This window comes from Riemerella columbina DSM 16469 (assembly GCF_000374405.1).
GTDB classification, from domain to species: Bacteria; Bacteroidota; Bacteroidia; order Flavobacteriales; family Weeksellaceae; genus Riemerella; species Riemerella columbina.
In genome coordinates, this window is record NZ_KB894281.1 from 19994 (window position 1) to 46635 (window position 26642).

General features: G+C 36.6%; 21 protein-coding genes and 1 tRNA gene. 11 read left to right on the plus strand and 11 right to left on the minus strand.

Translation table 11 applies throughout. From position 1 onward, the window contains the following. The first annotated feature begins 7 nt into the window (after positions 1–7). Both C237_RS0111170 and deoC read left to right on the plus strand, forming a co-directional pair. Positions 8–928, plus strand: a complete 921-nt coding sequence (locus C237_RS0111170; RefSeq protein WP_018676547.1) for an endonuclease/exonuclease/phosphatase family protein — start codon at positions 8–10, stop codon at positions 926–928. Positions 929–990: 62 nt separating this feature from the next. Continuing rightward, the gene (deoC, locus tag C237_RS0111175) at positions 991–1731 is read left to right on the plus strand and encodes a deoxyribose-phosphate aldolase (protein ID WP_018676548.1); all 741 of its coding nucleotides are present in this window, start codon (positions 991–993) and stop codon (positions 1729–1731) included. On the opposite strand, the gene C237_RS0111180 is transcribed toward deoC, so the two are convergent. Further along, positions 1728–2435: an ABC transporter ATP-binding protein gene (locus tag C237_RS0111180; protein WP_018676549.1), complete on the minus strand. Its 708-nt coding sequence runs from the start codon at positions 2433–2435 to the stop codon at positions 1728–1730. The two genes, deoC and C237_RS0111180, sit on opposite strands and share 4 nt — an antisense overlap. A gap of 175 nt (positions 2436–2610) precedes the next feature. Here C237_RS0111180 and pafA point away from each other — a divergent pair, with 175 nt between their 5' ends. Next, entirely contained in the window at positions 2611–4269 is a 1659-nt protein-coding gene (pafA, locus tag C237_RS0111190) for an alkaline phosphatase PafA (protein ID WP_018676550.1), read from the plus strand. A gap of 96 nt (positions 4270–4365) precedes the next feature. Here pafA and C237_RS0111195 read toward each other — a convergent pair whose 3' ends face one another. After that, the gene (locus C237_RS0111195) at positions 4366–5016 is read right to left on the minus strand and encodes a protein-L-isoaspartate(D-aspartate) O-methyltransferase (RefSeq protein WP_018676551.1); all 651 of its coding nucleotides are present in this window, start codon (positions 5014–5016) and stop codon (positions 4366–4368) included. A gap of 338 nt (positions 5017–5354) precedes the next feature. Between C237_RS0111195 and C237_RS0111200 the strand changes: the two genes are divergently transcribed. Together C237_RS0111200 and C237_RS0111205 are read left to right on the plus strand one after the other, a co-directional pair. Then, on the plus strand, positions 5355–5837 hold the full coding sequence (locus C237_RS0111200) for a lipocalin family protein (RefSeq protein ID WP_018676552.1): 483 nt from the start codon (positions 5355–5357) through the stop codon (positions 5835–5837). Between the two features lie 11 nt (positions 5838–5848). Further along, positions 5849–6541: a YiaD family glycine zipper/OmpA-like lipoprotein gene (locus C237_RS0111205; protein WP_018676553.1), complete on the plus strand. Its 693-nt coding sequence runs from the start codon at positions 5849–5851 to the stop codon at positions 6539–6541. A 79-nt stretch (positions 6542–6620) separates the two neighbouring features. On the opposite strand, the gene recA is transcribed toward C237_RS0111205, so the two are convergent. Together recA and C237_RS0111215 are read right to left on the minus strand one after the other, a co-directional pair. Then, a complete protein-coding gene (gene recA, locus C237_RS0111210; protein WP_018676554.1) occupies positions 6621–7655 on the minus strand; it encodes a recombinase RecA in 1035 nt (344 codons plus the stop codon). Between the two features lie 202 nt (positions 7656–7857). After that, the gene (locus C237_RS0111215; RefSeq protein WP_018676555.1) at positions 7858–9528 is read right to left on the minus strand and encodes a glutamine--tRNA ligase/YqeY domain fusion protein; all 1671 of its coding nucleotides are present in this window, start codon (positions 9526–9528) and stop codon (positions 7858–7860) included. 256 nt (positions 9529–9784) lie between these two features. Between C237_RS0111215 and polA the strand changes: the two genes are divergently transcribed. Continuing rightward, a complete protein-coding gene (gene polA / locus C237_RS0111220; RefSeq protein ID WP_018676556.1) occupies positions 9785–12595 on the plus strand; it encodes a DNA polymerase I in 2811 nt (936 codons plus the stop codon). 131 nt (positions 12596–12726) lie between these two features. On the opposite strand, the gene C237_RS0111225 is transcribed toward polA, so the two are convergent. The 6 genes from C237_RS0111225 to hppD form a co-directional block, all read right to left on the minus strand. After that, positions 12727–12813 (minus strand) — tRNA-Ser (locus C237_RS0111225). Positions 12814–12868: 55 nt separating this feature from the next. Continuing rightward, entirely contained in the window at positions 12869–13891 is a 1023-nt protein-coding gene (locus C237_RS0111230; protein ID WP_018676557.1) for an asparaginase, read from the minus strand. Between the two features lie 20 nt (positions 13892–13911). Then, positions 13912–14733, minus strand: a complete 822-nt coding sequence (locus C237_RS0111235; RefSeq protein WP_018676558.1) for a flavin reductase family protein — start codon at positions 14731–14733, stop codon at positions 13912–13914. A 77-nt stretch (positions 14734–14810) separates the two neighbouring features. Further along, complete coding sequence (fahA, locus tag C237_RS0111240; RefSeq protein ID WP_018676559.1) at positions 14811–16058, minus strand: fumarylacetoacetase; 1248 nt, start codon at positions 16056–16058, stop codon at positions 14811–14813. Next, positions 16058–16546, minus strand: a complete 489-nt coding sequence (locus tag C237_RS0111245) for a hypothetical protein (protein WP_018676560.1) — start codon at positions 16544–16546, stop codon at positions 16058–16060. Before C237_RS0111245 ends, fahA begins: the two co-directional genes overlap by 1 nt. A 13-nt stretch (positions 16547–16559) precedes the next feature. Continuing rightward, the gene (hppD, locus tag C237_RS0111250) at positions 16560–17690 is read right to left on the minus strand and encodes a 4-hydroxyphenylpyruvate dioxygenase (RefSeq protein WP_018676561.1); all 1131 of its coding nucleotides are present in this window, start codon (positions 17688–17690) and stop codon (positions 16560–16562) included. Positions 17691–18784: 1094 nt separating this feature from the next. Here hppD and C237_RS15120 point away from each other — a divergent pair. From C237_RS15120 to C237_RS0111280, 5 genes are all read left to right on the plus strand, one after another. Beyond that, a complete protein-coding gene (locus C237_RS15120; RefSeq protein WP_018676562.1) occupies positions 18785–20281 on the plus strand; it encodes a collagen-like triple helix repeat-containing protein in 1497 nt (498 codons plus the stop codon). A gap of 14 nt (positions 20282–20295) precedes the next feature. Next, the gene (locus tag C237_RS0111265; protein WP_018676563.1) at positions 20296–20688 is read left to right on the plus strand and encodes an HU family DNA-binding protein; all 393 of its coding nucleotides are present in this window, start codon (positions 20296–20298) and stop codon (positions 20686–20688) included. 372 nt (positions 20689–21060) lie between these two features. After that, positions 21061–22686, plus strand: coding sequence for an L-glutamate gamma-semialdehyde dehydrogenase (pruA, locus tag C237_RS0111270; protein ID WP_018676564.1), 1626 nt, complete (start codon positions 21061–21063; stop codon positions 22684–22686). A gap of 101 nt (positions 22687–22787) precedes the next feature. After that, on the plus strand, positions 22788–24068 hold the full coding sequence (locus tag C237_RS0111275; RefSeq protein WP_018676565.1) for a M64 family metallopeptidase: 1281 nt from the start codon (positions 22788–22790) through the stop codon (positions 24066–24068). Between the two features lie 2 nt (positions 24069–24070). Continuing rightward, a complete protein-coding gene (locus C237_RS0111280) occupies positions 24071–24757 on the plus strand; it encodes an SIR2 family NAD-dependent protein deacylase (protein ID WP_018676566.1) in 687 nt (228 codons plus the stop codon). 62 nt (positions 24758–24819) lie between these two features. Here C237_RS0111280 and typA read toward each other — a convergent pair whose 3' ends face one another. Beyond that, positions 24820–26625 (minus strand): translational GTPase TypA, encoded by a 1806-nt coding sequence (gene typA, locus C237_RS0111285; protein ID WP_018676567.1) that lies wholly within the window; start codon positions 26623–26625, stop codon positions 24820–24822. Positions 26626–26642 lie beyond the last annotated feature (17 nt).

Genomic DNA, 26642 nt, shown 5'->3' on the forward strand with positions numbered 1-26642 from the left:
ATACATTTTGACTTATATTGCTTTTTATAATACCGAAAATTTCTTCCCCCCAGAGTCGCCCTTTTTACCAGCGTCTTGGGATAATAAAAAATACCTTCATAAAAGACAAAATCTGGTGAAGGTTTTTGAGTTAATGAAACATCAATATGGCAGTCTTCCCGCCCTAATCGGTTTGGCTGAAATAGGGAATAAAAAAGTAGTAAAAGAGCTATTGGATTTTCCTATTTTTGAAAAAAACTATGGCTATATCCACTATGAATCACCAGATGAAAGAGGCATAGATGTAGCCCTTACTTATGATAAAACCAGAATCCATATTCTACATTCCGAACCTATTCGCTACGAATTTGAAATGAACAATGGCAGAGAGTTTTATATGGATACCACGCGAGATGTTCTCTATGTTCAGCTTGAAATTTTAGGTCAGAAATTACATTATTTTTTGGTTCATTTGCCTTCTAAACGAGATAAAGACATCAATTTAGACAAACGCAATCATATTTTATCAAGCATTAAAGAAAAGATTGAGTCTATCATTTTAAATCAAAAAGAAGCCGTAATTGTAGCGGGTGATTTTAACGAAAATCCTAACGAGGCTAATCTTCAAGAATTTAGATACCACGAAGGCATCAGTGAAATTTTAGAGAATCCTTTTTTAAAACATTTTTATCAGCACCACTACTCTACTTTTCATCATAAACAAGGGCTTTTGTTCGACCAAATCATGTGTTCGCAACATTTTTTTAATGCCCAGTTTCCATTACAATATAAAACATCAGTAGTGTTTGCAAGAAAGGAGCTGTCCAGAAAAGATGACTTAAAACTTTTAAGACCTAACCGAACCTACTCAGGCACAAGATATATCGGTGGATATAGCGACCATTTTCCAGTCTTATTATGCTTCGATGAAAGCAAAAATCAGGCATAAACTAAAGGAAAAAATATTTAACTTTAGTATCTTTGACAAAAATTTTAAAATCTTTTTATACAATGAACATTAAACAATATTTAGATTCTACTTATCTTAAAACCCCAGAACAATCAGGACTTTCTCTTGAAGAAACCAAAAACAAAGTAAGAGCTCTAACCGACGAAGCTATAGATAATGACTTATTTGCGGTAATGATTCGTCCCGATTTTGTAAAAGAAACCAAAGACTATTTAAAAAGTAAAAAATCTTCCGTAGTACTAGGAACGGTTATCGGTTTCCACGAAGGTAAAGCTAGTGTAGAAGAAAAGTTAAAAGAAGCACAGAAAGCCATTGATGAGGGTGCGGATGAGCTAGACTTTGTCATCAATTATTCTGCATATAAAAATGACGACTACCAACTCATCCACGATGAATTTGTGCGTTGTACCAAACTTTGCCTTAGTCATGGTAAAATTGCAAAATGGATTATTGAAATTGCGGCATTAAGCAATGAGCAAATCGCAGATTTAACCCAACACATTTCCGATTGGGCAGTAGAAAACTTTAAAGAAGAAGATTTAAAAAATATCTTTGTAAAATCTTCTACAGGCTTCTATAAAACCGAAGATGGCAAACCTAATGGGGCTACTTTTGAAGGGATTCAAATTATGCTAAACCACGCCGGTAAATTGCCTGTAAAAGCGGCAGGCGGTGTAAGAACCCCAGAAGATGCAGAAAAAATGATTGCCATGGGGGTCAAAAGAATTGGCACTTCATCAGCCATGGGCTTAGTAAGAGGTGAAAGTACCGAAGGTTACTAAACGGAGGCTTTAGCAGTATAGGCAGCAAATGCCTCTTCTAAGCTTGAAAACTTATTTTTAAACGCTTCTATTGGCGCATCTTGTAATATTTGCCCTTTGTGGATGAGTACCACTCGACTGCAAAGGGCTTCTACTTCTTGCATGATATGGGTAGATAACAACACCATTTTCCCTCTACCCACTTTTTTTATCACTTCTCGAATTTCAATAATTTGGTTAGGGTCTAGCCCATTGGTTGGCTCATCTAAAATCAATAAATCGGGCTGATGGATAATAGCTTGAGCTAGTCCAACACGCTGCTTATAACCTTTAGATAATTGACCGATTTTCTTAGACTGTTCTGGCGTTAATCCCACCAAACCTATCACTTCTTCTACTTTAGACGAAGGCACTTTTCTTAATTGTGCCACAAAGTTGAGGTATTCTTTTACATACATATGGGCATAGAGCGGATTATCTTCTGGTAAGTAGCCGATATTCCTTTTAGTGTCGATGCTATTATCCTCTACGGAATGATGATTAAGCGTAACCTGACCTTTTTCTATATTTAAAACCCCAGCAATAGTTTTCATAAGCGTAGATTTCCCCGCACCATTTGGACCTAGTAATCCCACAATTTCATTTTCGTTAATTGATAAATTAACCGTATCTAATGCCAATTGGTCTTTAAAATGCTTACTCAGGTTGGTAACTGCTAATCCCATAAGTTTGTAAAATTATTTATGACAAAAGTAACAAATAAATCTGAGTTGTACATATATTTTATGACTCTACCTTTTAGTTTAATATGTCTTAATCTCGGCTTAATTTTAAAGGTTATAGGTTGATTTTCGTAAATCCTTCGTATTTTTGTCATTCATATAAACAATATCATCCATTATGAAAAAAATTATTTCAATTGTAACTTTTATCTTCTGTACCATTAGTGTACAAGCACAGAGAAATAACGCTACAGCACCTTATGAGCGTCCAAAATTAGTTGTGGGTATTGTAGTAGACCAAATGCGCTACGAATATCTTAACAGATTCTGGAACCAATATGGTAATGGTGGGTTTAAAAGACTCATCGCCCAAGGGTTTAGTTGTAAAAACAACCACTTTAACTATATACCAACTTACACGGGACCTGGACACACTTCTGTCTATACGGGGACTACACCTCGTGTACATGGCATCATCGCCAACGATTGGTATGATAAAGATATTGATAAAATGGTGTATTGTGCCCAAGATGACCATGTGCAGTCTACAGGTACCATCAATAAAGAAGATAAAGACGGAAAAATGTCGCCCAACAGAATGAAAACATCTACCATGGGGGACGCCTTAAAATTATCTACTCAGCAAAGAAGTAAGGTCATTGGTATTGCTTTAAAAGATAGAGGCGCCATTTTACCAGCAGGACACTCTGCTAATGCCGCTTATTGGTTTAAAGGGGATAATGAAGGCAACTGGATTACCAGTTCTTATTATATGAACGACTTGCCACAATGGGTTAAAACCTTCAACCAATCTCGTGTGGTAGACCAATACAAAAAGGATTGGAATACTTTAAGGGATATTAGCACTTATAAAGAAAGTAGAACGGACATCAACAATTTTGAAGGCTTATTTAAAGGGGAAAGCAATAGCGGTTTTCCACACCAATTAGAAAAAATTTGGAACGACAATAAACAATACAGCATCCTAAAAGCCACGCCTTATGGCAACAGTTTAACTGCTGATTTTGCAATGGCAGCCATCGAAGGTGAACAATTAGGTCAGCATGCCGACACCGACTTTTTAGCAGTAAGTTTTTCAAGTACCGACTATGTAGGACATCAATTTGGAGTAAATTCAAAAGAAATTGAAGATACCTACATTCGTTTGGATAAAGATTTAGAACGCTTTTTAAATTTTCTAGATGCCAAGGTGGGCAAAGGGAACTATACTTTATTTTTAACGGCTGACCACGGGGCAAGCTATGTAGGAAGCTATTTAAAAAGCTTAAAAATCCCAGCGGATTATTTTGATTATAAAACCTTCAAAAAAGATTTAGACCAATATGCACAATCAAAATATGGGATTTCTAATTTAGTAAAAAACATTTCCAACAATCAAGTGTATTTCGATTATGAAGCCATCCAAAAAACAGGTAAAACTGTCGAAGAAATAGAAAATGATTTTGCCCAGTGGATTCTTAATTATAAAGATGTAGATGAAGTGTATACGTCATCTCAAATGCGTACCAATAACTACACACACGATATTCCTTATCTTTTACAAAAAGGCTTTAGCCACAGACGCTCTGGGAATCTTTTAATTGTACTGATGAACGATGTGGTAAGCTACTCTAAAACTGGTTCTACTCACGGTTCTGGGTTTAGTTATGACACACAAGTTCCTTTATTATTCTATGGTAAAGGCATTAAAAAAGGGGAAACTTATAGACGAACAGAAATTCCAGATATTGCACCTACAATTACTTCATTACTAGGGATTCCACAGCCTAATGGATGCACTGGAAACCCTATAAGTGAGGCTTATAAAAACAAATAATATCATTAATGATTAAACTAAAATGGACAGCTAAAAAGTTGTCTATTTTTATTTTTCTAAAGGTAATAAATCGCAAAACAAATTTTACCTAAAAGATTAAAGATTGGTATTACCTAACATAGGGACGAATTTATAAACCCCAAAACTTTCCTTTTCTATTTTTGTATCAGAAACTTTAGTAAATCGGTAAAGGGTTTGCTCGCCTAACTCTCCTAAAGGAATCACCATCTTCCCTCCTACTTTCAGCTGCTTTAGCAATTCATATGGCAGTTCCGAAGCACCACAAGTTACAATGATTTTATCAAAGGGGGCAAAAGCAGGAAGCCCTTTAAAACCATCGCCAAAGGCTTGGAAGTGAGGTTTCATTTGTAGTTTTTTAAACATAGATTTTGAAAAATCCACCAATTTTTTCTGGCGTTCTATGGTATAGACTTGTGCCGACATTGCCATCAACACCGCCGTTTGATAACCACTCCCCGTGCCTATTTCCAGAATCTTGTCACCTTTATTCACTTGTAATAATTCGGTTTGTTCGGCAACTGTGGAAGGATGAGAAATGGTTTGCTGAGCCACAATAGGAAATGCTCTATCTTCGTAGGCATAGTCTTCGAAAATACTCTCTAAGAAAAAATGGCGCGGCACTTTATTGATTGCTTCTAGCACGGACTCGTCTGTAATGCCTACCTTCTCTCTAAGATAATTGACTAATATTCTACGCTTGCCTTTATGTAAATAGGAATCTTCCATTACGACAAAAATACAAATTCGTAGTTTATAAAACAATTATATTAAAAAAATCGTTGGACATTACTGCATGTAATGGATAACTAGAAGAATAACATAATAAATGGTCATAATCCATTTTTCAGCGGTCATAATTGATTTCTAAGTGGTAATATATCATTCCTAAATGGTCATAATCCATTTTTCAGTGGTCATGATTGATTTCTAAGTGGTAAAATATCATTTCTAAACGGTCATAATCCATTTTTCAGTGGTAAAATATTCAATGTATTAAAAAAATAAGATAACTAGATAACATTGGCACGATTTTTATTAATACCTAACTATAAAATAACAGAATTATGAAAAAACTATTATTTGTAGGGCTGATAGGTAGCTTAGTTATAAACTCTTGCTCTACAGTTCAGCAAGGACAACAAGCGCAAAATAATCGTGCCGAATTCCTAAAACTTAAAGGCAAATGGCAAATCTCTAGTATTGACTATGATAAAAATCTAAGGATAAAACCCTTTAACGAAGGGGTAGATGCCAAATGTTTTATTGGTAGTACTTGGAATTTAGTACCTAATAATTGGACGGGGTCTTATACCACCAATAGTTCCGAAGGGTGTCCCAATATTTCACAACCGATTAAATTCGAAGTAGTCAACGGGAATCAATTTCAATTTAAGAAATTGTATGCTGGTGAAAAAGCCAAAACCAATACGGCTGGCTATATTTTAGGTTTTCAAAATCAAACAGATAATAACTTTACATTGGTTCAAGAAGTACCATTTGAAGGTAAATATGTGAAAATCTATTACAACTTTATAAAAATTAATTAAAATAAAAACATATGAAAATTTTTAACAAAACAAATATCGCGGCCTTATTTCTATCAGGAAGTTTAATGCTTACTAGTTGTGAGGCTGTACAAAATTCCAACAACCAACAAAGAGGTACGGCTATTGGTACGGCTGCGGGTGCAGTAATTGGGGGTATTCTTGGGAACAATGTAGGTAAAGGTGGTAATACTGCGGCTGGTGCTGTTCTAGGTGGTATCATCGGTGGTGTAGCTGGAAATGTTATTGGTAGAAAAATGGATAAGCAAGCCAAAGACATTAAAGAAGCACTTCCAGGTGCAGAAGTAGAAAGAGTAAATGAAGGAATTAAGTTAGTTTTAGGCGAAAATACCGTAAACTTCGGTTTTGATTCTGCTAACCTAACCCCTACGGCTAAAAATAATTTAGATAGATTGGTAAAAGTATTTAAGGAAAATCCAGATACTAACATCAGCATCTATGGTTATACCGACAGCAAAGGTTCGGACAGTTACAACCTTGCATTATCTGAGAGAAGAGCTAATGCAGTAGTAGCCTATTTATCCGCTAATGGTATTAAGAGAAGTAGATTAACAGCTAAAGGCATGGGAGAAGCAGAACCTATTGCTAGCAACGATACTGATGCTGGAAGAGCACAAAATAGACGCGTAGAATTTGCCATTACAGCCAATGAAAAAATGGTAGAAGACGCTAAAAAAGGTCAATAATAAATCACTATTTAGTATGAAAAAAATCCGATTAGAATTGCCTAATCGGATTTTTTTTGGGAGAGGGTAATATCACCTCTTATCTTTTTTGTAACTGTTCCCTAATTTGAGACTCTAGTTCTTCTGCTAACTCTGGATTGTCTTTGATGAGTTCTTTTACGGTTTCTCTACCTTGTCCCAGTTTAGTATCTTGGTAACTGAACCATGAACCACTTTTTTGAATGATGCCCAATTCGGTGGCTACATCTAAAATTTCGCCAACTTTAGAAACGCCTTCACCATACATCACATCAAATTCTGCGTGTTTAAATGGAGGCGCTACTTTATTTTTAACCACTTTTACCTTGGTTCTATTTCCTATCACTTCTCCATTTTTATCCTTAATTTTTCCTGTATCACTCAGTGAACGGCGAATATCAATTCTTACAGAAGCATAGAATTTTAGGGCATTACCACCCGTTGTCGTCTCAGGATTTCCAAACATCACTCCAATTTTATCTCTTAATTGGTTGATGAAAATGACTGTACATTTTGTTTTAGAAATAGAAGAAGTCAGTTTTCTTAAGGCTTGAGACATGAGTCTGGCATGAAGCCCCATTTTAGAATCTCCCATATCGCCATCAATTTCTGCTTTAGGCGTTAGAGCCGCCACAGAGTCGATTACTACAATATCTACTCCTCCAGAACGAATCAAACTATCAGTAATTTCTAATGCTTGTTCGCCATTATCAGGTTGAGAAACAATTAATTCTTTAACATCAATGCCTAGTTTCTCTGCATAATATCTATCGAATGCATGCTCCGCATCAATAAATGCCGCTACACCACCCGCTTTCTGAGCCTCTGCAATTGCATGAAGGGTAAGCGTGGTTTTACCTGAAGATTCTGGTCCATAGATTTCCACAATTCTCCCTTTAGGGTAGCCACCTACACCCAACGCCAAATCTAAACCTAAAGACCCCGATGGAATCACTTCGATATTATGGTCGATATTATCATCGCCTAATTTCATTACGGTACCTTTTCCGTAGTTTTTGTCTAACTTTTCTAGTACAGCAGCTAATGCTTTTTTCTTATCTTCTGCTGGATCTGATTTACTATCTGTTTTCGCCATTTCTTAAATAAAATTATCCTCAAAAATACAAAAATTAAATGGTACTACAAATTTCAATAAACTAAAAATGAAAAGATTTAAATTTGAGTTTCTTTTAAAAACCATTAACCATAAATCAATAAGGCAAACTATTATCGCTAATCTAAAAAACATAAAAACCGCATCAAAAAGAGACGGTTTCATAATATTAAATCAATGATTATTATTCAGGCTTATAAGAGTCTTTAAGCGTTACGGTTCTATTGAACACCATAGAGTCTTCCGTAGAATCTTCATCTTTAGTAAAATAACCAATGCGTTGGAATTGTAATGGCTCTCCTACTTTTGCTTCTTTTAAGGAAGGCTCTGCAAAACCTTGTATCACTTTTAAAGAATCAGGGTTAAGATAATCAATAAAATCCACTTCCTTATCTGCATCTGGTTGAGTTTCGGTAAAAAGTCTATCATATACCCTTACCTCAATAGGTAGCGCGTGTTTAGAAGAAACCCAATGTAAGGTTCCTTTTACTTTTCTAAGGCTTTCCTCCGTGCCACTACCCGATTTAGATTTTGGGTCATAAGTAGCATAGATGGTGGTAATTTCTCCATTTTCATCTTTATCTACACGCTCTGCCTTGATGATATATGCCGATTTTAAGCGTACTTCGCCACCCAATTTCAGACGGAAAAATTTACGGTTGGCTTCTTCTTTAAAATCTTCTCTCTCAATATAAAGTTCTCTAGAGAAAGGAATTGTTCTAGTCCCTGCCGTTTCATCTTCAGGGTTATTTTCGGTTTCTAGCCATTCTTCCTCACCTTCGGGATAGTTTTCAATAACTAATTTTACTGGGTCTACCACTGCCATTACCCGCTTGGCAATTTTATTCAAATCTTCTCTTACGAAAAATTCTAATAATTGAATATCGATTAGATTTTCTCTTTTTGCTACCCCTACTCTATCAATAAAGTTTCGCATGGCCTTTGGCGTGTAACCCAATCTTCTCATTCCAGAGATGGTAGGCATTCTAGGGTCGTCCCATCCCGTCACATGCTTTTCTGCTACCAAACGCTGCAACTTTCTTTTGGAAGTCACCATATAAGTTACATTCATTCTGGCAAATTCGCGTTGTTTAGGTTTTTGCTTATCCTCTTCAGAAACATTAGAAAGATACCATTCATATAATGGACGGTGGTTTTCAAATTCTAAAGAACATAATGAATGCGAAATTTGCTCTATATAATCACTCTCACCGTGTGCCCAGTCGTACATCGGATAGATTTTCCATTGTTCGCCAGTTCTATGGTGCGGTTTTTTCAAAATACGGTACATCACAGGGTCGCGCATATTCATATTAGGTGATGCCATATCAATTTTAGCTCTAAGGCTCATTCGCCCTTCTTCAAACTCCCCATTTTTCATACGCTCGAACAAGTCTAAAGACTCCTCTATTGGTCGATTTCTATAGGGCGACTCTTCCCCTTCCTCAAATGGCGTTTTTCTTTGTGCTGTAATTTCTTCGGAAGATTGTTCATCTACATAGGCTTTCCCTTGTTTTATCATTTCTACCGCCCAATGATATAACTGCTCAAAATAATCCGAAGTATACAATTCTTTGTCCCATTGATAGCCTAGCCACTCTATATCTTTTTTTATAGAATCTACAAATTCCTGCTCTTCTTTTTCGGGATTGGTATCATCAAACCTAAGGTTAACAGGCGCATTGTACTTTTCACCTAAACCAAAGTTAATACAAATGGCTTTGGTATGTCCTATGTGCAAATAACCATTCGGTTCGGGTGGAAAACGAAATTTAAGTTGCTCTTTAGAGAGTCCGTTTTCAAGGTCATTTTCTATAATTTGCTCAATAAAATTGAGTGATTTTTTCTCTTCCATAAATCTTCAATCGTGGGTTTTATAACAAGATACAAAGTTAAGGTTTTTTTTTGGAATTAATTGGAGGGAAAAATGTTGCAATGTACTATTGTATTATGTATTGAGGTAAAAATGTTGCAATGTATCGATGTAGTAATGTATAATGATGTATTTAAATTGTTGTTACTTTACACTACCCTATTCAGAATCTACAATGTTTCATTTATAATTACTTTAAAAACTTTTGGCTTAAGCTAAAAACTTCTATCTTTGCTCTATGAGTGAAATAACCGACAAAAGACTATATTTAATTGATGCCTATGCGATGATTTTTAGAGGTTACTATGCCTTTATCAGAAATCCTAGGCTTACCACATCGGGGTTTAATACTTCTGCTATCTATGGCTTCACCAATTCTTTAATAGAATTAATTAAAAGGGAAAGACCATCCCACCTTGCTGTAGTATTTGATGTGGGCAGGCAAAATGTAAGACACGAAGATTTTTCAGATTATAAAGCCAACCGCTCCGATACACCAGAACCTATTTTACAAGCTGTTCCTTATATCCACAAGATTTTAAATGCCATGCATATTCCTTACCTAGGCGTAGAAGGCTACGAGGCTGATGATGTAATAGGAACTATCGCAAGGAAAGCCGAAAAAGATGGTTATCAAGTCTTTATGGTTACGCCTGATAAAGATTTTGCTCAATTAGTGACGGAAAATATCAAAATGTACAAACCTGGGTTAAAAGGTAGTGAGGTTGAAATTCTTGGTGTTCCTGAGGTGCTAGAAAAATACGAAATAGACGACCCTAAACAAATCATCGACTATCTTGGGATGATGGGTGATAGCGTAGATAATATCCCAGGATTGGAAGGCGTGGGCGAAAAAACAGCAAAAAAATTCATCAAACAATTCGGCTCTATGGAAAACCTCCTTGCCAATACCCACCAATTAAAAGGTAAGTTAAAGGAAAAAGTAGAGGCTTCTGCCGAACGCGGTTTAATGTCAAAAAAACTGGCGACTATTTTATGCGATGTACCTATCGCCTTTAAAGAAGAGGAATACAATCTCGAAACTCCAGATTTTGAGCAGGTAAAAGCCATTTTTGATGAAATAGAGTTTCGCCGACTTTATGAAAATTTATATAAAGCCTTTGCTTCAAATGATGAAATTGAAGAAACAACTATCAATAATTCTGACGCTAATTCTAATAGTGTTCAATTAGATTTATTCTCAGATTTTGAGGCTTTAGAACAAGCAACTACAACTAAGAAAAATATTGAAGAAACAGATCATCTGTATCAATATATCGATACAGAAAAAGGGCATCAGCTCTTGCTTAAAAACCTATTGGCACAGTCAGCGGTTTGCTTTGATACGGAAACCACTTCTTTAGACGAATTAGAAGCCGAGTTGATTGGACTGAGCTTTTCCTATAAAAAAGGTCTCGCCTATTATGTACCAATTCCTAATCAAAAGGACGAAGCACAGATTATTGTAGAGCGTTTTAGACCATTTTTTGAAAAAGAAAATCTACTGAAAATTGCCCACAATCTAAAATACGATTATAAAGTCCTTAAAAATTATGATATTGATATCAAAGGGGATTGCTTTGATACTATGATAGCGCACTACCTCCTCAATCCAGATGGTAGACACGGTATGGATTATCTTTCGGAAATGTATTTGGATTATAAACCCATCGCTATTGAAAGTCTTATTGGTAAAAAAGGTAAAAATCAAAAAGACCTCCGCAGTGTGGATTTAGATACCCAAACTCAATATGCTGCCGAAGATGCCGACATTACCTATCAGTTGTATGAATTATTTGCCCCACAATTGAAAAAGGAAGGTGTAGAGGATGTATTCAATCAAATTGAGATGCCTTTAGTGAAGGTACTTGCCGATATGGAATTAGCTGGTGTAGCACTAGATACAGATTGGCTGGCTAAAGAAAGTTTAGACCTAGAAAAGGATTTAAAGGATTTAGAAATTCAGATTTTTGAGTATTCTGGTCGAGAATTTAATCTTAATTCCCCAAAACAACTTGGTGAGGTTTTATTTGATGAATTAAAATTAGACCCTAAGGCTAAAAAAACCAAGACAGGGCAATATTCTACCTCCGAAGATGTATTGCAAAAACTATCTGATAAACATGAAATTATTCAGCTCATTTTAAATTATCGACAACTTCAAAAGTTAAAATCTACTTATGTAGACGCTTTGCCACAGCAAATTAGCCCAGTAGATGGCAGAGTGCATACAAGTTTTGCACAAACAGTGGCGACAACGGGACGATTGGCAAGTAACAATCCGAACCTTCAAAATATACCTATCCGTACCGAGCGCGGTCAGCAAGTGCGAGGGGCTTTCGTAGCAGATAAAGGCTATAAAATTATATCTGCCGATTATTCCCAAATAGAACTTCGATTGATTGCTGAAATTTCTGGCGAAGACACCATGATTAAAGCCTTTCAAGATGGTGAAGACATCCACGCATCAACCGCTTCTAAATTGTTTAACATCCCTATTGAAGCAGTGTCCAAACTACAAAGAAATCAAGCAAAAACTGTAAACTTCGGTATTATTTATGGACAAAGTGCCTTTGCTCTAGCCGACCAAACTGGACTCTCAAGAAAAGAAGCCAAGCAACTAATAGACTCTTATTATGAAACTTATCCTAAGCTAAAAGCCTTTATGTCTGACCAAGTAAAAAATGCAAGAGCGCAAGGCTATGTAGAAACTATCATGGGAAGAAAACGCCATTTAAAAGATATTAATTCTAATAATTTTGTTGTGCGTGGACACGCCGAAAGAAATGCCGTAAATGCACCCATCCAAGGCAGTGCTGCAGATATTATAAAACTGGCAATGATTAATATTCAAAATGCTTTAGAACAGCAAAATCTTAAAACCAAAATGCTACTACAAGTGCATGATGAACTAATTTTTGAAGCCCCAGATACCGAAGTAGAGCAAGCCAAAAATCTTATTAAAACCTTGATGGAAAACGCTTATGAAACTAAAGTTCCCCTCCTTACAGAAGTAGGCGTAGGCGATAACTGGTTGCAGGCGCATTAAAATAAAAAAAGACATTGGGAAAATTTCTCAATGTCTTTTTAGAATAGAGTAATGTAAATTTCATTTCGGACAAATTTCGGACAAATTCCAAACATAAGCCGTCTCAACCACGATGAATTCTACATTCTTAGCAGAAAGGAAGGGATTCGAACCCTCGAAGCGGTTACCCGCTTACTACCTTTCCAGGGTAGCCTCTTCAACCACTCGAGCACCTTTCTATTGGATTGCAAAGATACACATTTTATTCAATTCTGCCATAAATCTTTGCAATTTTTATCCTTCTGTACTGACTTCCCCGCATAGATTTTTAGAAAATAAAGTTCTAAAAGCCTCTTGGTACTTTGGATTTTCTATACAATGCATAGCTTTGGTTAGCGCCGCCTCTGCCGTCATATCGCCACCGCTTATTGCCTCTATGGTTTTAAAAATATTACTATTTTCATATTTCCCAAAGGAAATTTTACCCGAAATACATTGACTGATAACCACAATTTCAGTTCCATTATCTCTAATTTTTTGAAGTGCCATTTCAGTAGCTTTAGAATTAAAAATTGTTCCTGAACCAAAAACTTGTAATATCAACACTTTAATTTTGGACAAATCTGGTAGTGTATTCCAATTCATACCTGGGAAAATCCTTAGTAAAAAAACAGTCTCGGAAAGGTGCGTATCAATTCTAAATGTAGCCTCTTCAGGAACACGCAATAACACTTCTTTATCGTAATTCAAATGGACTCCAGACTGTCCTAATATCGGATAGTTAGGACTTTGATAGGCATCAAAAAACTCCGCAGAATACTTTAATGTACGGTTGCCACGAAGCAGTTTGTATTCAAAATAAATTGCGACTTCTTGGATAATGGCTTCTTCATTTTCGTATAAACTGGCGTAGTATAGGCTCGTCAAAAGATTTTCTTTCGCATCGGTGCGTAAATCCCCAATAGGCAATTGAGAACCTGTAAGAATAACAGGTTTTCTCAAATTTTTAAGCATAAAACTAAGTGCAGATGCCGTGTAGGACATCGTATCCGTACCGTGTAAAATAAGGAATCCATCAAAGTCATTATAGTTGGCTTCTATCCTTTGGGCAAGATCTTTCCATTCTTTAGGTCCTACATCCGAAGAGTCTATGGGGTCATCAAATGAAGAAACCACTACTTCGCATTCTAAAAGATTGATTTCTGGAATTTTATCAAAAATATTTTGAAAATCAAACGGTTGTAGGCTCCCCGTAGTATAGTTTTTTTCCATACCAATAGTACCGCCCGTATAGATTACTAAAACCTTTCTTTTCATAGGTGTATTTCAGTCAATAATTATTTTTTAAGTAAGTTCCACGCCTCGGCAATTTTCATTTTTTCTAATAATGCTTTAGCAGATTGATGCACCGCTTCGTCTTCGGAAAATTTACCTTCTGGCAATACCTCAATATTAGCTAGCATACCCAAATCATTTCCCGTAAACACATTGCTGAGTTTAATCTCGTCGGGAAGTTCATCAAAACCAATCCCTTTGGTTGCTAATGGTTTAGGTACTTGGAACAAATTATGTTCATTATTTCTAGAATACCAGTTGCCGCCTAATCTCGCGACTAAATCCAATTTGGATTGCTCTAAATTGCCGTCAGTGTTAAGAAATTCTTCACGGATATGGATATTTACCACTTCTGCCATTACCAAATTCCCCGCACCACCTTCGCTTCCTAGAGGTTTTACTTCTATGACTTTGCATTCTAAGTTTACGGGACTTTCTTCAATCAACATTGGGCGAATCATGGTTGCTTTTTTCATAGTCAGCCCAGATTTTGTAAACTCATTAATCCCTCTATCGTATTCCGTAGAAGATAACGACACTTGCTGCACCATATCATAATTAACCACGCCAATTACCACTTCTGGCACGGATTGAATATTTTCAAGCGTATGTTTGGTAGTATTGTCCCGAACCCTACGCGCAGGGGAAAAAATCACCACGGGTGGATTGGAGCTGAATAAATTAAAAAAACTAAACGGCGAAAGGTTTGGATTGCCATCTTCATCAATGGTAGAAGCTAACGCAATGGGTCTAGGAGCAATTGCCGTTTGTAATATGGTTTGTAATTCAAAGGTTGAAATATCTTTTGGATTAACCGTTTTCATATTTTGCCTATTTAAAAAACACTTAAACCTCCATTAATAATAAAGAATTTAAGTGTTTTTAAAGTTAAATTAAAATTTTATTTCTCTGGTAATACGGTGGCTTTTACTTCACCAAAACCTACACGAATACCGTCTTTTTCAGCATAGCCTTTCATGGTAATAGTATCACCATTTTCCACGAATTTTCTTTCGCTACCATCAGATAGTTTTAAAGGATTTTGTCCTCGCCAAGTCAGTTCTAGCATAGAGCCATAGCTGCTTTCGTCCTTACCCGAAATGGTTCCCGAAGCGTACATATCGCCTACTTCTACATTACAACCATTTACCGTGTGGTGTGCCAACTGCTGCGCCATATTCCAATACATATATTTGTAGTTGGACTCACAAATTAAGTTATCCTTACCACCTTCTGGCTTTAAATACACTTGAAGATTAATATCAAAGTTTTTATCGCCATCAAATTTTAAATAAGGCAATACCTCTGGTTCTTGTTTAGGGGAACTCGTACGGAAAGGTTCTAGAGCCTCTAGCGTAACTATCCACGGCGATACCGTAGAACAGAAATTTTTACCTAAAAATGGTCCTAAAGGCACATATTCCCAACTTTGGATATCTCTAGCCGACCAGTCGTTAAACAATACCATTCCAAAAATTGCATCTTCGGCTTCGGCAGTAGAAATGCTTTCGCCCATTTCTGTATTTTTATTAACGATAAATGCCATTTCTAATTCAAAATCCAATTGTTTAGAAGGTCCAAATATAGGTTGGTCGGCATCTTTGGGCTTGGTTTGTCCCTTTGGACGATGGAAATTATTTCCCGATACCACAATTGAAGAGGCTCTACCGTGGTATCCTACGGGAATGTGTTTCCAATTAGGCAATAGCGCATTTTCTGGGTCTCTAAACATTTTTCCTACATTAGTGGCGTGTTCTATACTGCTGTAGAAGTCGGTATAGTTCTGAACATGAACGGGCATCAACATTTCTACTTTGTCTAGGTCATAGAAGCATTCTTCTTTTACCTTTTCATCATTTGCCAATTTAGAATCTTCTAAAAACAACTGCTGAAGTCGCTCTCTCACAGCCTTAGTTACGGGTTTGCCCAATTCTATAAATTCGTTGAGGGTATAAGCCTCAAATACATTATCGTCAAGCCCTTTAATATCATTAAGGTAGTCATAGTCGTATAGCGAGGCTAAATCCACCACTAAATCGCCAATTCTTGTAGCACAAGCGATATATTCTTTATTAAAAATGGCTACACCAAAAGGGATATTATGGATTGAAAAATCTGATTGGTCATTATAGGTTACAAATGATTTCATTATTTTTTATTCTTTATTGATTTATTTTTTAATGCTGAAGCGTCTATCCAGCGCTCTTTGGTATTGATATCTATCAGATAGAGAATCCCTTTTTGTTTATTAAGAACTAAAGTTTTGGTCAAAGGTAAAGGAATCTTTTTACCTTCGAGTTGGTCTGCTCTTATAGAAATGATATTTTGACCATTTTTTACCCTTACCATATCGCCATCAAAGATGTTGGAACTTGATGTTTGGTTGGATTTATCATCAAAAACTTCGATATAGTTTACCTTATCTTTTTTAAAGGTAATAATCTGACGCTCGGTGTGGTCATCAAAATTCTTTATCAAAATAAAGGTCTTGCCATCTATCGCAACATCATCAAGGTTTTGATTAAGCCCTCTGCGCTCTTCTAAACGGTCTAGCATTGCATTTATTTTACCAAAATTTTGGGCTTTAACGCCTAATAACGAACTTGCAATACAGAGTACGGCTATTATTTTTTTCATAGCTATTTTTTTATTATAAATTCCCTCTTCGGGCTTGTTCTCTTTCTAAGGCTTCAAATAAGGCTTTAAAGTTTCCTGCTCCAAAACTCTGTGCCCCGTGTCTTTCAATAATTTCAAAAAATAAAGTTGGGCGGTCTTCTACAGGTTTAGTGAAGATTTGTAATAAATAGCCTTCTTCATCATGGTCAATCAGGATACCTAATTCTTGTAGTTTTTTAAGGTCTTCATCGATATGTCCTACACGCTCTGGAACCATTTCGTAATAGGCTTCTGGTGGTGCAGAAAGAAATTCAACCCCTCTGGCTTTTAGGTCTGTTACAGTTTTAATGATATCTTTAGTTGCTACGGCAATATGCTGAACGCCTTCTCCTTCATAAAAATCTAGGTATTCTTCTACTTGAGATTTTTTCTTTCCTTTTGCTGGTTCATTAATAGGGAATTTTGCATATCCATTACCATTAGACATTACTTTAGACATTAGTGCTGAGTACTCTGTATTGATTTGTTTATCATCAAAACTTAAAATATTTACAAAGCCTAGTACATCTTCATACCATTTTACAACAGGAAGCATTCTATTCCAGTCTACATTCCCTACACAGTGGTCTACATAGAGTAGCCCGCAGTCAGAAGGATTATAATCACTTTCCCATTTTTCGTAACCTGGCATAAAGGCACCATTGTAGTTTTTGCGCTCTACAAACATATGCACCGTTTCCCCATAAGTATAGATCCCACTCATCCTTACCTCGCCATATTCATCGGTTAAGGTGGTAGGTTCTAGGTACGGCTTCCCTCCTCTTTTTGTAGTTTCTTCAAAGGCAGCGTAAGCATCGTCTACCCAAAGGGCTAAAACTTTTACACCATCACCATGTTTCTTTTGATGTTCACAAATCGGCGAATCTGATTTAAGTCCAGAAGTTAAGACCAAACGGATTTTTCCTTGCTGAAGTACATAAGACGCTCTATCCCTCACCCCAGTCTCTAGTCCTGCATAGGCTACACTCTGGAAACCAAATGCCGTTTTATAAAAGTGAGCGGCTTGTTTAGCATTACCTACATAAAATTCAATATAATCGGTTCCGTTAATGGGTAAAAAGTTTTGTGCTTTTGCAATTTTTTCTGCGAAGGTTAACTCTTTCATTTTACAAATATTTTTAGATTTCAGTTTGCTAATTTACGATTTTTTATCGATATAGACTTCTTAAGTTCAATTAGTAAATGTACCCCACTTTCATTTTCTCTCTTAATCATTAAATGTTCAATCTTTGTTTTTGACAAAAAAAATAAGAAGCTATCATCCCCAACTTGCCAATGAAAGAAAAAAACGACTTAGCCATAATCTTACCTTCTCTGCCGAGAAACAACGGTTTATCACGAAATAATTTATCAATACATAAGAGAAGATAAAGGAAGTCTGCTTTACAAGCATACACGCATAGGCTTAAACATATAAAATAACATCTATCGGACAAGCGTCAGATGATTAAAAATAGGGGTTCCATTCCAAATAACAACAGAACTGAGACCTAACAAAGTGGTTCGGCGTAGCCAATTTGTAGAGCATAAAAAAATAGCAAACAAATTAAATACTGATTTTTATTTTGCCCACTCCTATGCCTCTTGGGAAAGGATACTGAATGAATATTCCAATAAATTAGTTAGACAATACCCTAAACCATCTGATTTTAATGAATATATAAAGCAAGTACAATATAAAATTAACAGAAGATTAAGAAAAAATGTAATATTTAAGAAACCCCAATATTTTTTTTATAATTGTGTCGCATTTTGGGGGAATAGGTGAATGTGCCATTAGATAAAAAATCGTGCATAATTTGCCCAATACAAAAACATTTTCTATTTTTGCCCTCAATGAAACCAACTGAAAATATAACACTTACTGCAAACCAAAACTTTTTAGGTAAAAACTTGCCGAAAAATTTGGTAGTTTCAGAAAATTGTGTACACACACACACACACACACACACACACACACACACACACACACACACACACACACACACACACAGGTTAATTCCTGCGTAGCGTGCGTAGTATCTAATATTTTTTTTAAATATACAAGTTTTGCTGTTTTTTATTTTGTAGAAAACACGCTTAAACTATACGCTAAATTTAGCTTTACATACGATTATTTATTGCCTCTTTCGAAAAGTTTCGGAAGGGGCTTTTTGTATTTTTTAGTGAGCAATTATAAACTTTTTAAATTTAAATTTTATGAAAAAAAGTATTTTACTTTTATCGGTTTTAGCAATGGGCAGCAGTCTTTATGCTCAAAAACAAGGCAGAGTGGGGATAAATACGGACTCCCCAAAAGCCACTTTAGAGATTGGAGTAATCAATACCAATCAAAACGCCATGACTAACGAGGGACTTATGATCCCCAACCTTAGCAAGGATAGGGTAGCGAAGATGCCCAGCCCTGAGGTTTCTACTTTAATTTATGTAAAGGGGACAAGCTACAGCGGTACTGACCAAAGAGTCTCAGAAGTTACAGCCGATGGCTATTACTATTTCAATGGCACTAAGTGGGTAGCCTTAAAAGGTTTACCAGGCGCAACTGGTGCCACAGGCGCGAGAGGTCCACAGGGTGTTGCTGGTCCAGTGGGTCCAGCAGGACCAAAGGGTGATAAAGGAGAAAAAGGTGATACGGGGACTAGAGGACCAGAAGGACCATCAGGGGTGATAAATGCTACTAGAGGGGTTACCTACGACTCCCAAAGCAAAACCGTATCCTTGCCAGCTGGAACGAGTACAAGCCAAGTCTTAAAGTGGAATGGCTCTGCATGGGCTCCGGCTACAGATAGTAATACTACTTATAGAGGCTCTACTTCTATAGCTTTAAGTGGTAATTCATTTCAAAGAGAAGCACTTACAGGCGATGTGAATGCGGCAAAGAATAATAACAGCGTAACGGTTACAAAAATTCAAGGAAAATCGGTAGCAAGTACGGCTCCTAGCAATGGGCAAGTGCTCAAATGGAACGGAACCCAATGGGCACCAGCTACAGATGCGAATACCATTGTAGGAGCTGCGAATGGTTTAACCAAAAGTGGAAACAATATAGAGCTAGGCGGTTCGCTAAGTAAAACCACTAGCATAAATCTCAACAATAATACGCTTACTTTTAACGGCACCAACGCCCAAATAAAAGTACCCCAAATGCAAGAACGCCCAGCAAATGAAAAAGTATCTGGAGTAGTGATGTTTGTAGATGGCACGCTTAAAAAAGACACTGGCTGGTGGCGATTGGGGGATGGAGCAGCCCCTAAAGCTTTTACTGGAGAAACAAAAGCAACTATATACTATACAAGTGGGCGTATTGATTTTAAAGAAAAGAAAATAATAGGAGATTTTTATGCTGATAATGGCGAACTTTTAAGGTGTAAGGATGGTAGAATAGTGAAAGAAATTGGATTAGATGGTTTGGGGGAGGGTTTCCGAAATAGATTAATAGAAGGGTTAAATTATTTACTATTCAGTCATAAAAATGCAGATTTAACCCTTACAGACCACTCAGTCTTCTTAACATCTGATAAATCTAAATTAACTCAATTGGGTACACTACCATTCGATAATTTGAATAATTATGGTAAATTACCAGGCAATCTGCTAAGAATGGGTTATTCTAGTGTTAAATGTGAAATTGTGCCTGAAAATTCTAGCTATTTTGTATATTTAGGTAACGCAATCGCTATTAAATATAATGATTAAAAGCCTATAAAAAAATGCCAGTAAAATACACCATAGTACAGCGGGGCAACCCGAGCAATCCCAGTGAGCCTAAGAAGTTTTATGCCTCGCCCAAGGCAGATGGCGAGGTGAGTTTTGAGGATTTAAGTGCCGAGATTGCGGAGCAATCTACCACCGTGAGCGACACCGATGTTTTGGCGGTGCTACATAGCTTAAACAAAATCCTGTCGCGCCACTTGGAGGGCGGCAAGATTGTCCGTTTTGGGGAGTTTGGATCGTTTCAGGTGAGTTTTTCGTCTTCGGGCGTAAGTAAAGAGGAGGAGGTAAACCCTTCGCAAATACGCAGTGCCAAAATCAATTTTAGACCAGGGGCTAAACTCAAAAAGACACTTTTAGGCTTAAAGTATGAAAAGTACAAGTCTAAGTAATTGTAAATAAGAGATTTCATACTTTTTTACTATAAACTCACAAAAAGACGGCGAGGAATTTTGCAATTCCTCGCCATGTTTTTTATAATTCTCCGCCATCTTTTCAGAAACTCCTCGCCGTGTTTTTTTTAATTGTGGGTATTCAAATCATGTTTTTAAGAAATTTTATCCAACCAATACCTATCTGAACCAATTAATAGAATTTGCGAAAAAACTAAAACAACCTAAAGCTGCTCAAGAGTTTGAAGCGATGAAGCATTAATAACGCTTTTATCTTCATCCCATTTTAAAATACGACATAAAAACTTTGACTTTCTGTTTTTATGTCGTATTTTTGTAGAATAAGTAATAATAATTAAAAACTAATTGAATATGTCGAAAGCAATTTCACAAGTCCCTTTTGCGACCAACGAGCCTGTAAGAGCTTATGAACCCAACTCACCAGAGGTAAAATCTCTTATTGATACTTACAAAAAAATGTGGTCCGAAAAAGTGGAAGTTCCAATGGTTATCAACGGAAAACCAGTAACCACTAACGAAAAAGTAGAAATTAATTCCCCACAAGATCATCAGCACAACTTAGGTTTCTATTACAAAGGTGATATGAAGCATGTAGATGATGCTATTGAAGCGGCACTTGCAGCTAAAGCTAAATGGAATGCATTAGGCTGGGAACAAAGAGCCTCTATCTTCTTAAAAGCAGCAGATCTTATCGCTGGACCTTATAGAGATAAATTGAACGCGGCAACAATGATTGGACAGTCTAAAAATGTGCACCAAGCAGAAATTGATGCGGCATGTGAATTTATTGATTTCTTAAGATTCAATGTGGAGTTCATGACGGAAATGTATTCCGAGCAACCTGTTTCTGATAATGGCATTTGGAACCGCTCAGAATATCGTCCATTAGAAGGATTCTGTTTTGCAGTAACACCATTCAACTTTACAGCGATTTCTGGTAACCTGCCAACTTGTATGGCGATGCTAGGTAATGTAGTGGTTTGGAAGCCTTCTGATAAGCAAGTCTACTCTGCAAAAGTGATTATGGAAATTCTTCAAGAAGCAGGATTGCCAGATGGCGTAATCAATATGGTATTTACCGATGGTAAAGAAACGGCTGAAAAAGTTTTAGCTCATCCAGAGTTTGCTGGTCTTCACTTCACAGGCTCTACTAAAGTATTCCAAGGAATGTGGAAAATGATAGGAGATAATATCCATAACTACAGATCTTACCCAAGAATTGTTGGTGAAACAGGTGGTAAAGACTTTGTAATGGTACACCCTTCTGCAAATACCGATGCCGTGGCTACAGCTTTAGTAAGAGGTGCATTTGAATATCAAGGCCAAAAATGCTCTGCCGCTTCTAGAGCTTATATCCCTCAATCGCTTTGGAATGAAGTGAAATCTAAAATGGAAGCACAACTTAAAACTGTAAAAGTAGGTTCACCAGAAGATCCATCTAACTTTGTAAATGCAGTTATTGATAAAAATTCATTCGAGAAATGTAAAGGCTATATCGAAAGAGCGGAAAAAGCATCAGATGCTGAAGTAATTATCGGTGGAAAAACCGATGATTCTAAAGGATGGTTTGTATACCCAACGGTAATTAAAACCACCAATCCTAAATACGAAAGTATGGTAGAAGAAATCTTCGGCCCAATATTAACGGTTTATGTCTATGAAGATGCCAAATGGGAGGAAACTCTAAAATTAGTAGATAGTACATCACCATATTCATTAACGGGTTCTATCTTTGCACAATGTCGCTACGCCATTGATGAAGCTTACAAAGCGTTAGAAAATGCATCTGGTAACTTCTATATTAATGACAAACCAACTGGTGCCGTAGTAGGTCAACAGCCATTTGGTGGTTCTAGAGCTTCTGGAACCAACGATAAAGCAGGTTCTAAAATGAATCTTCTGCGTTGGGTATCTGTAAGAAGTATCAAAGAAACTTTTGTATCCCCTAAAGATTATAAATATCCTTATTTAGGCTAATAAACATCTTTTTACTTAATTTTTTTTTATGATGATTAATCCGTATACTATGGGTTAATCATCTTTTTTTATTTATTTTTGTAAGTATTAAGATTAAAAATATGAAAAAGGCATTCGCTATATTAAGTTTAGGTTTATTATCCAACTTTTACGCTCAGGAAACCATTAATTTTGATGACTATTTTACTGATGGTAGTCTTAGAATCGATATGCTTCTTAATGGTTCACATCAGCAGCAAGAAGTTTCTATTTATCAGCTCAAAAAAGAACCTTTTTATGGGGCTGGAAGTAGAGCTCAATTGATTTATCCAAACTACGGAAATTACAGGCTACAAGTAAAAGATGCCCAATCTGGGAAATTAATATTTTCTAAAGGCTTTAGCCCTATTTTTAGCGAATGGCAAGGCACTCCAGAAGCTAAAGAACGAAAACGCAGTTTTGAAAACACCCTACAAATTCCTTATCCCAAAAAAGAAGTTTTGGTAGATGTTCAGCATAGAACTAAAAATGGAACTTTTGAAACCCTATTGGAACAGAAAATTTCTCCAGAAGATTATCATATCATTAAAGAAACACCCTACCACTACCCTACCAAAAGAATTTATGGCAATAAACCATCATCCAAAGCCGTAGATATTGCAGTATTAGCCGATGGCTACACCAAAGAGGAAATGGCAAAGTTTGAAAAAGACACTCGAAAGTTTATCGACTATATGTTTACCATTCCGCCATTCAGCAAGCATCGGGAAGATTTTAATGTATATTTAGTGAGAACGCCTTCACAAGAATCGGGAACGGATATTCCAGGAGAAAATGTATATAAAAACACCATTCTTAACTCCAAATTCTATACTTTTGATACGCCACGCTATCTTACAACTTTATCGATGTTTAAGTTAGCAGATTTAGCCGCTAATGTACCCTATGACCAATTATTTGTAATTGTAAATACCGACAGATACGGGGGCGGTGGCTTTTATAATGTAATTAATTTAGTTTCTGCCGACGATGCTCTTTCGGATAAGGTTTTTGTTCATGAATTCGGACATGGTTTTGTAGGCTTAGGCGATGAATATTACGACGCTAATGGCGGTGCAGAAAGTCTTTATAATTTCAACATCGAACCTTGGGAACCTAACTTAACCACAATGGTCGATTTTAAAACCAAATGGCAGTCAATGATTAAAAAAAATACACCTATTCCAACCCCTAGAATCTCTACTTATGAAAATACCGTTGGTGTGTTTGAAGGGGGCGGCTACAGTCCAAAAGATATCTACAGTCCTGTGATGGATTGCCGAATGAAATCCAACAGACCAGATGGCTTTTGTCCTGTCTGTTCTGATGCCATAGAAAAAACGATACAATTTTATACCAAATAATTATGAAAAAGCAACTCGTCGTACTATCAGGTGCAGGAATCTCTGCCGAAAGTGGTATCAATACTTTTAGAGATGCGAATGGATTGTGGGAAAATCACCGAATAGAAGAGGTTGCCAGCCCCGAAGGGTTTAATAAAAATCCAGAATTAGTCCTCGAGTTTTATAATCTGAGAAGACGCCAGTTAGCAGAAGTGGAACCTAACGAAGCGCATCATATTTTAGCCGAATTGGAAGGTTATTATGATGTCCAAATCATTACCCAAAATGTAGACGATTTGCACGAAAGAGCTGGTTCTAGCCAAGTGATTCATCTCCATGGCGAGTTAAAAAAAGCCAGACCTATTAATGATGATACTAAAATTATTCCGTGGGAACACGACTTAAATCTCGGCGATACCGATGAATTAGGCAATCAACTACGACCACATATTGTTTGGTTTGGCGAAATGGTTCCCAAAATGGAACGCGCAGCAGCCATAGTTTCTACTGCGGATATATTATTGGTAATTGGTACTTCCTTGCAAGTGTATCCAGCGGCATCGTTAATTGATTTTATTCCACCACATGGTGAACTTTTCGTAATTGACCCTCACTTACCCGTACAATTTTCGGTATCTAAAAACTGCTTACAGACTTCCGCAACAGAAGGGATGAAAATTCTAAAAGAACGATGGATTAACCAAAGATAGTACAAAAGCAAAAGCCACCTCAAGAGAGATGGCTCTTTTTAGTTATCTATATAAAGAATGCTTTATGCTTTTGCCGTTCTTTCAGCACGCTTTCTATCTTCTTCAGAAAGTATTTTCTTTCTCATACGGATAAAGTTGGGCGTTACCTCTATTGCCTCATCTGCTTGGATATATTCCATACATTCTTCTAAAGTTAATAGCACTTTAGGGGCAATACTTCCGTCTTTATCTTTACCAGCTGCGCGCATATTGTTAAGTTGTTTTCCTTCCACAATATTCACTACTAAGTCACCTGGCTTATTTTGTTCTCCTACAATCATTCCTACATATACTTCCTCACCTGGGTCTACAAAAAACCGACCTCTATCTTGAAGTTTTTCAATAGAATATGCTGTGGCAGACCCTTGGTTTTTAGAAATCAATACGCCATTATTACGACCTGGAATCTGACCTTTAAATGGTTTATAATCTAAGAAACGGTGTGCCATAATAGCCTCTCCTGCCGTAGCTGTTAGCATTTGAGAACGCAAACCGATTAATCCACGAGATGGAATTTCAAATTCTAAATGCTGCATCTCGCCTTTGGTTTCCATAATGTGTAAGTCCCCTTTTCTCTGTGTAGCAAGGTCAATCACTCTAGAAGCATATTCTTCTGGTACATCCACCACTAGAGATTCGTATGGCTCACATTGCTCGCCATCTACTTCTTTTAATATGACTTGTGGCTGACCAATCGTCATTTCATAGCCTTCTCTACGCATAGTTTCAATCAATACAGAAAGGTGAAGAATCCCTCTACCAAATACTAAAAAGGTATTAGCATCTTCAGTTTGTTCTACTCTTAAGGCTAAGTTTTTTTCTAATTCTTTTTCTAATCTATCTTTTAAATGGTTAGAAGTCACATATTTACCATCTTTACCAAAGAATGGCGAATTGTTGATAGAGAAAGTCATATTCAGGGTAGGCTCGTCAATAGACAATCTTGGCAATGCTTCTGGAGTTTCTAAGTCTACAAAAGTATCTCCAATTTGGAATTGATCAAATCCTACGATAGCACAAATATCACCAGCAAAAACTTCGCTTACTTTCTTTTTACCTAAACCTTCAAATACATAAAGCTCTTTTACTTTCCCTTTGATGATTTTTCCATCTTCCTGAGAAAGACCAATCCATTGAGATTCCTTAACCGAACCTCTAGTCACTTTTCCTACGGCAATTCTACCTAAAAACGAAGAATAGTCTAAAGAAGTCACTTGCATTTGTAGCGAACCTTCAGATACTTTTGGCTCAGGAACATATTGTAAAATACCATCTAATAATGGTAGAATATTATCGGTAGGCTCTAAACTTGTGTTGAACCACCCTTGTTTAGAAGATCCATAAAATGTTGGAAAGTCTAATTGCGCTTCGGTAGCATCTAAGTTGAAGAATAAATCGAATACTTGGTCATGTACCTCATCTGGACGACAGTTCGGCTTATCTACTTTGTTGATCACCACGATAGGTTTTAATCCTAATTCCAAAGCTTTTTGAAGTACAAATCTCGTTTGTGGCATCGGCCCTTCAAAGGCATCTACAAGAAGTAATACCCCATCTGCCATTTTAAGAACACGCTCTACCTCACCACCAAAATCGGCGTGACCAGGCGTATCAATAACATTAATTTTAGTATCTTTATAAGTGACAGAGATATTTTTAGAAAGAATGGTAATTCCTCTTTCTCTTTCTAAGTCATTATTATCCATTATAAGTTCCCCACTCTCTTGGTTTTCTCTAAAGATATGAGTGGCGTGAATAATTTTATCTACCAAAGTAGTTTTTCCATGGTCAACATGGGCGATAATCGCGATGTTTCTAATATTTTGCATAAAAATTTTTTACGCCA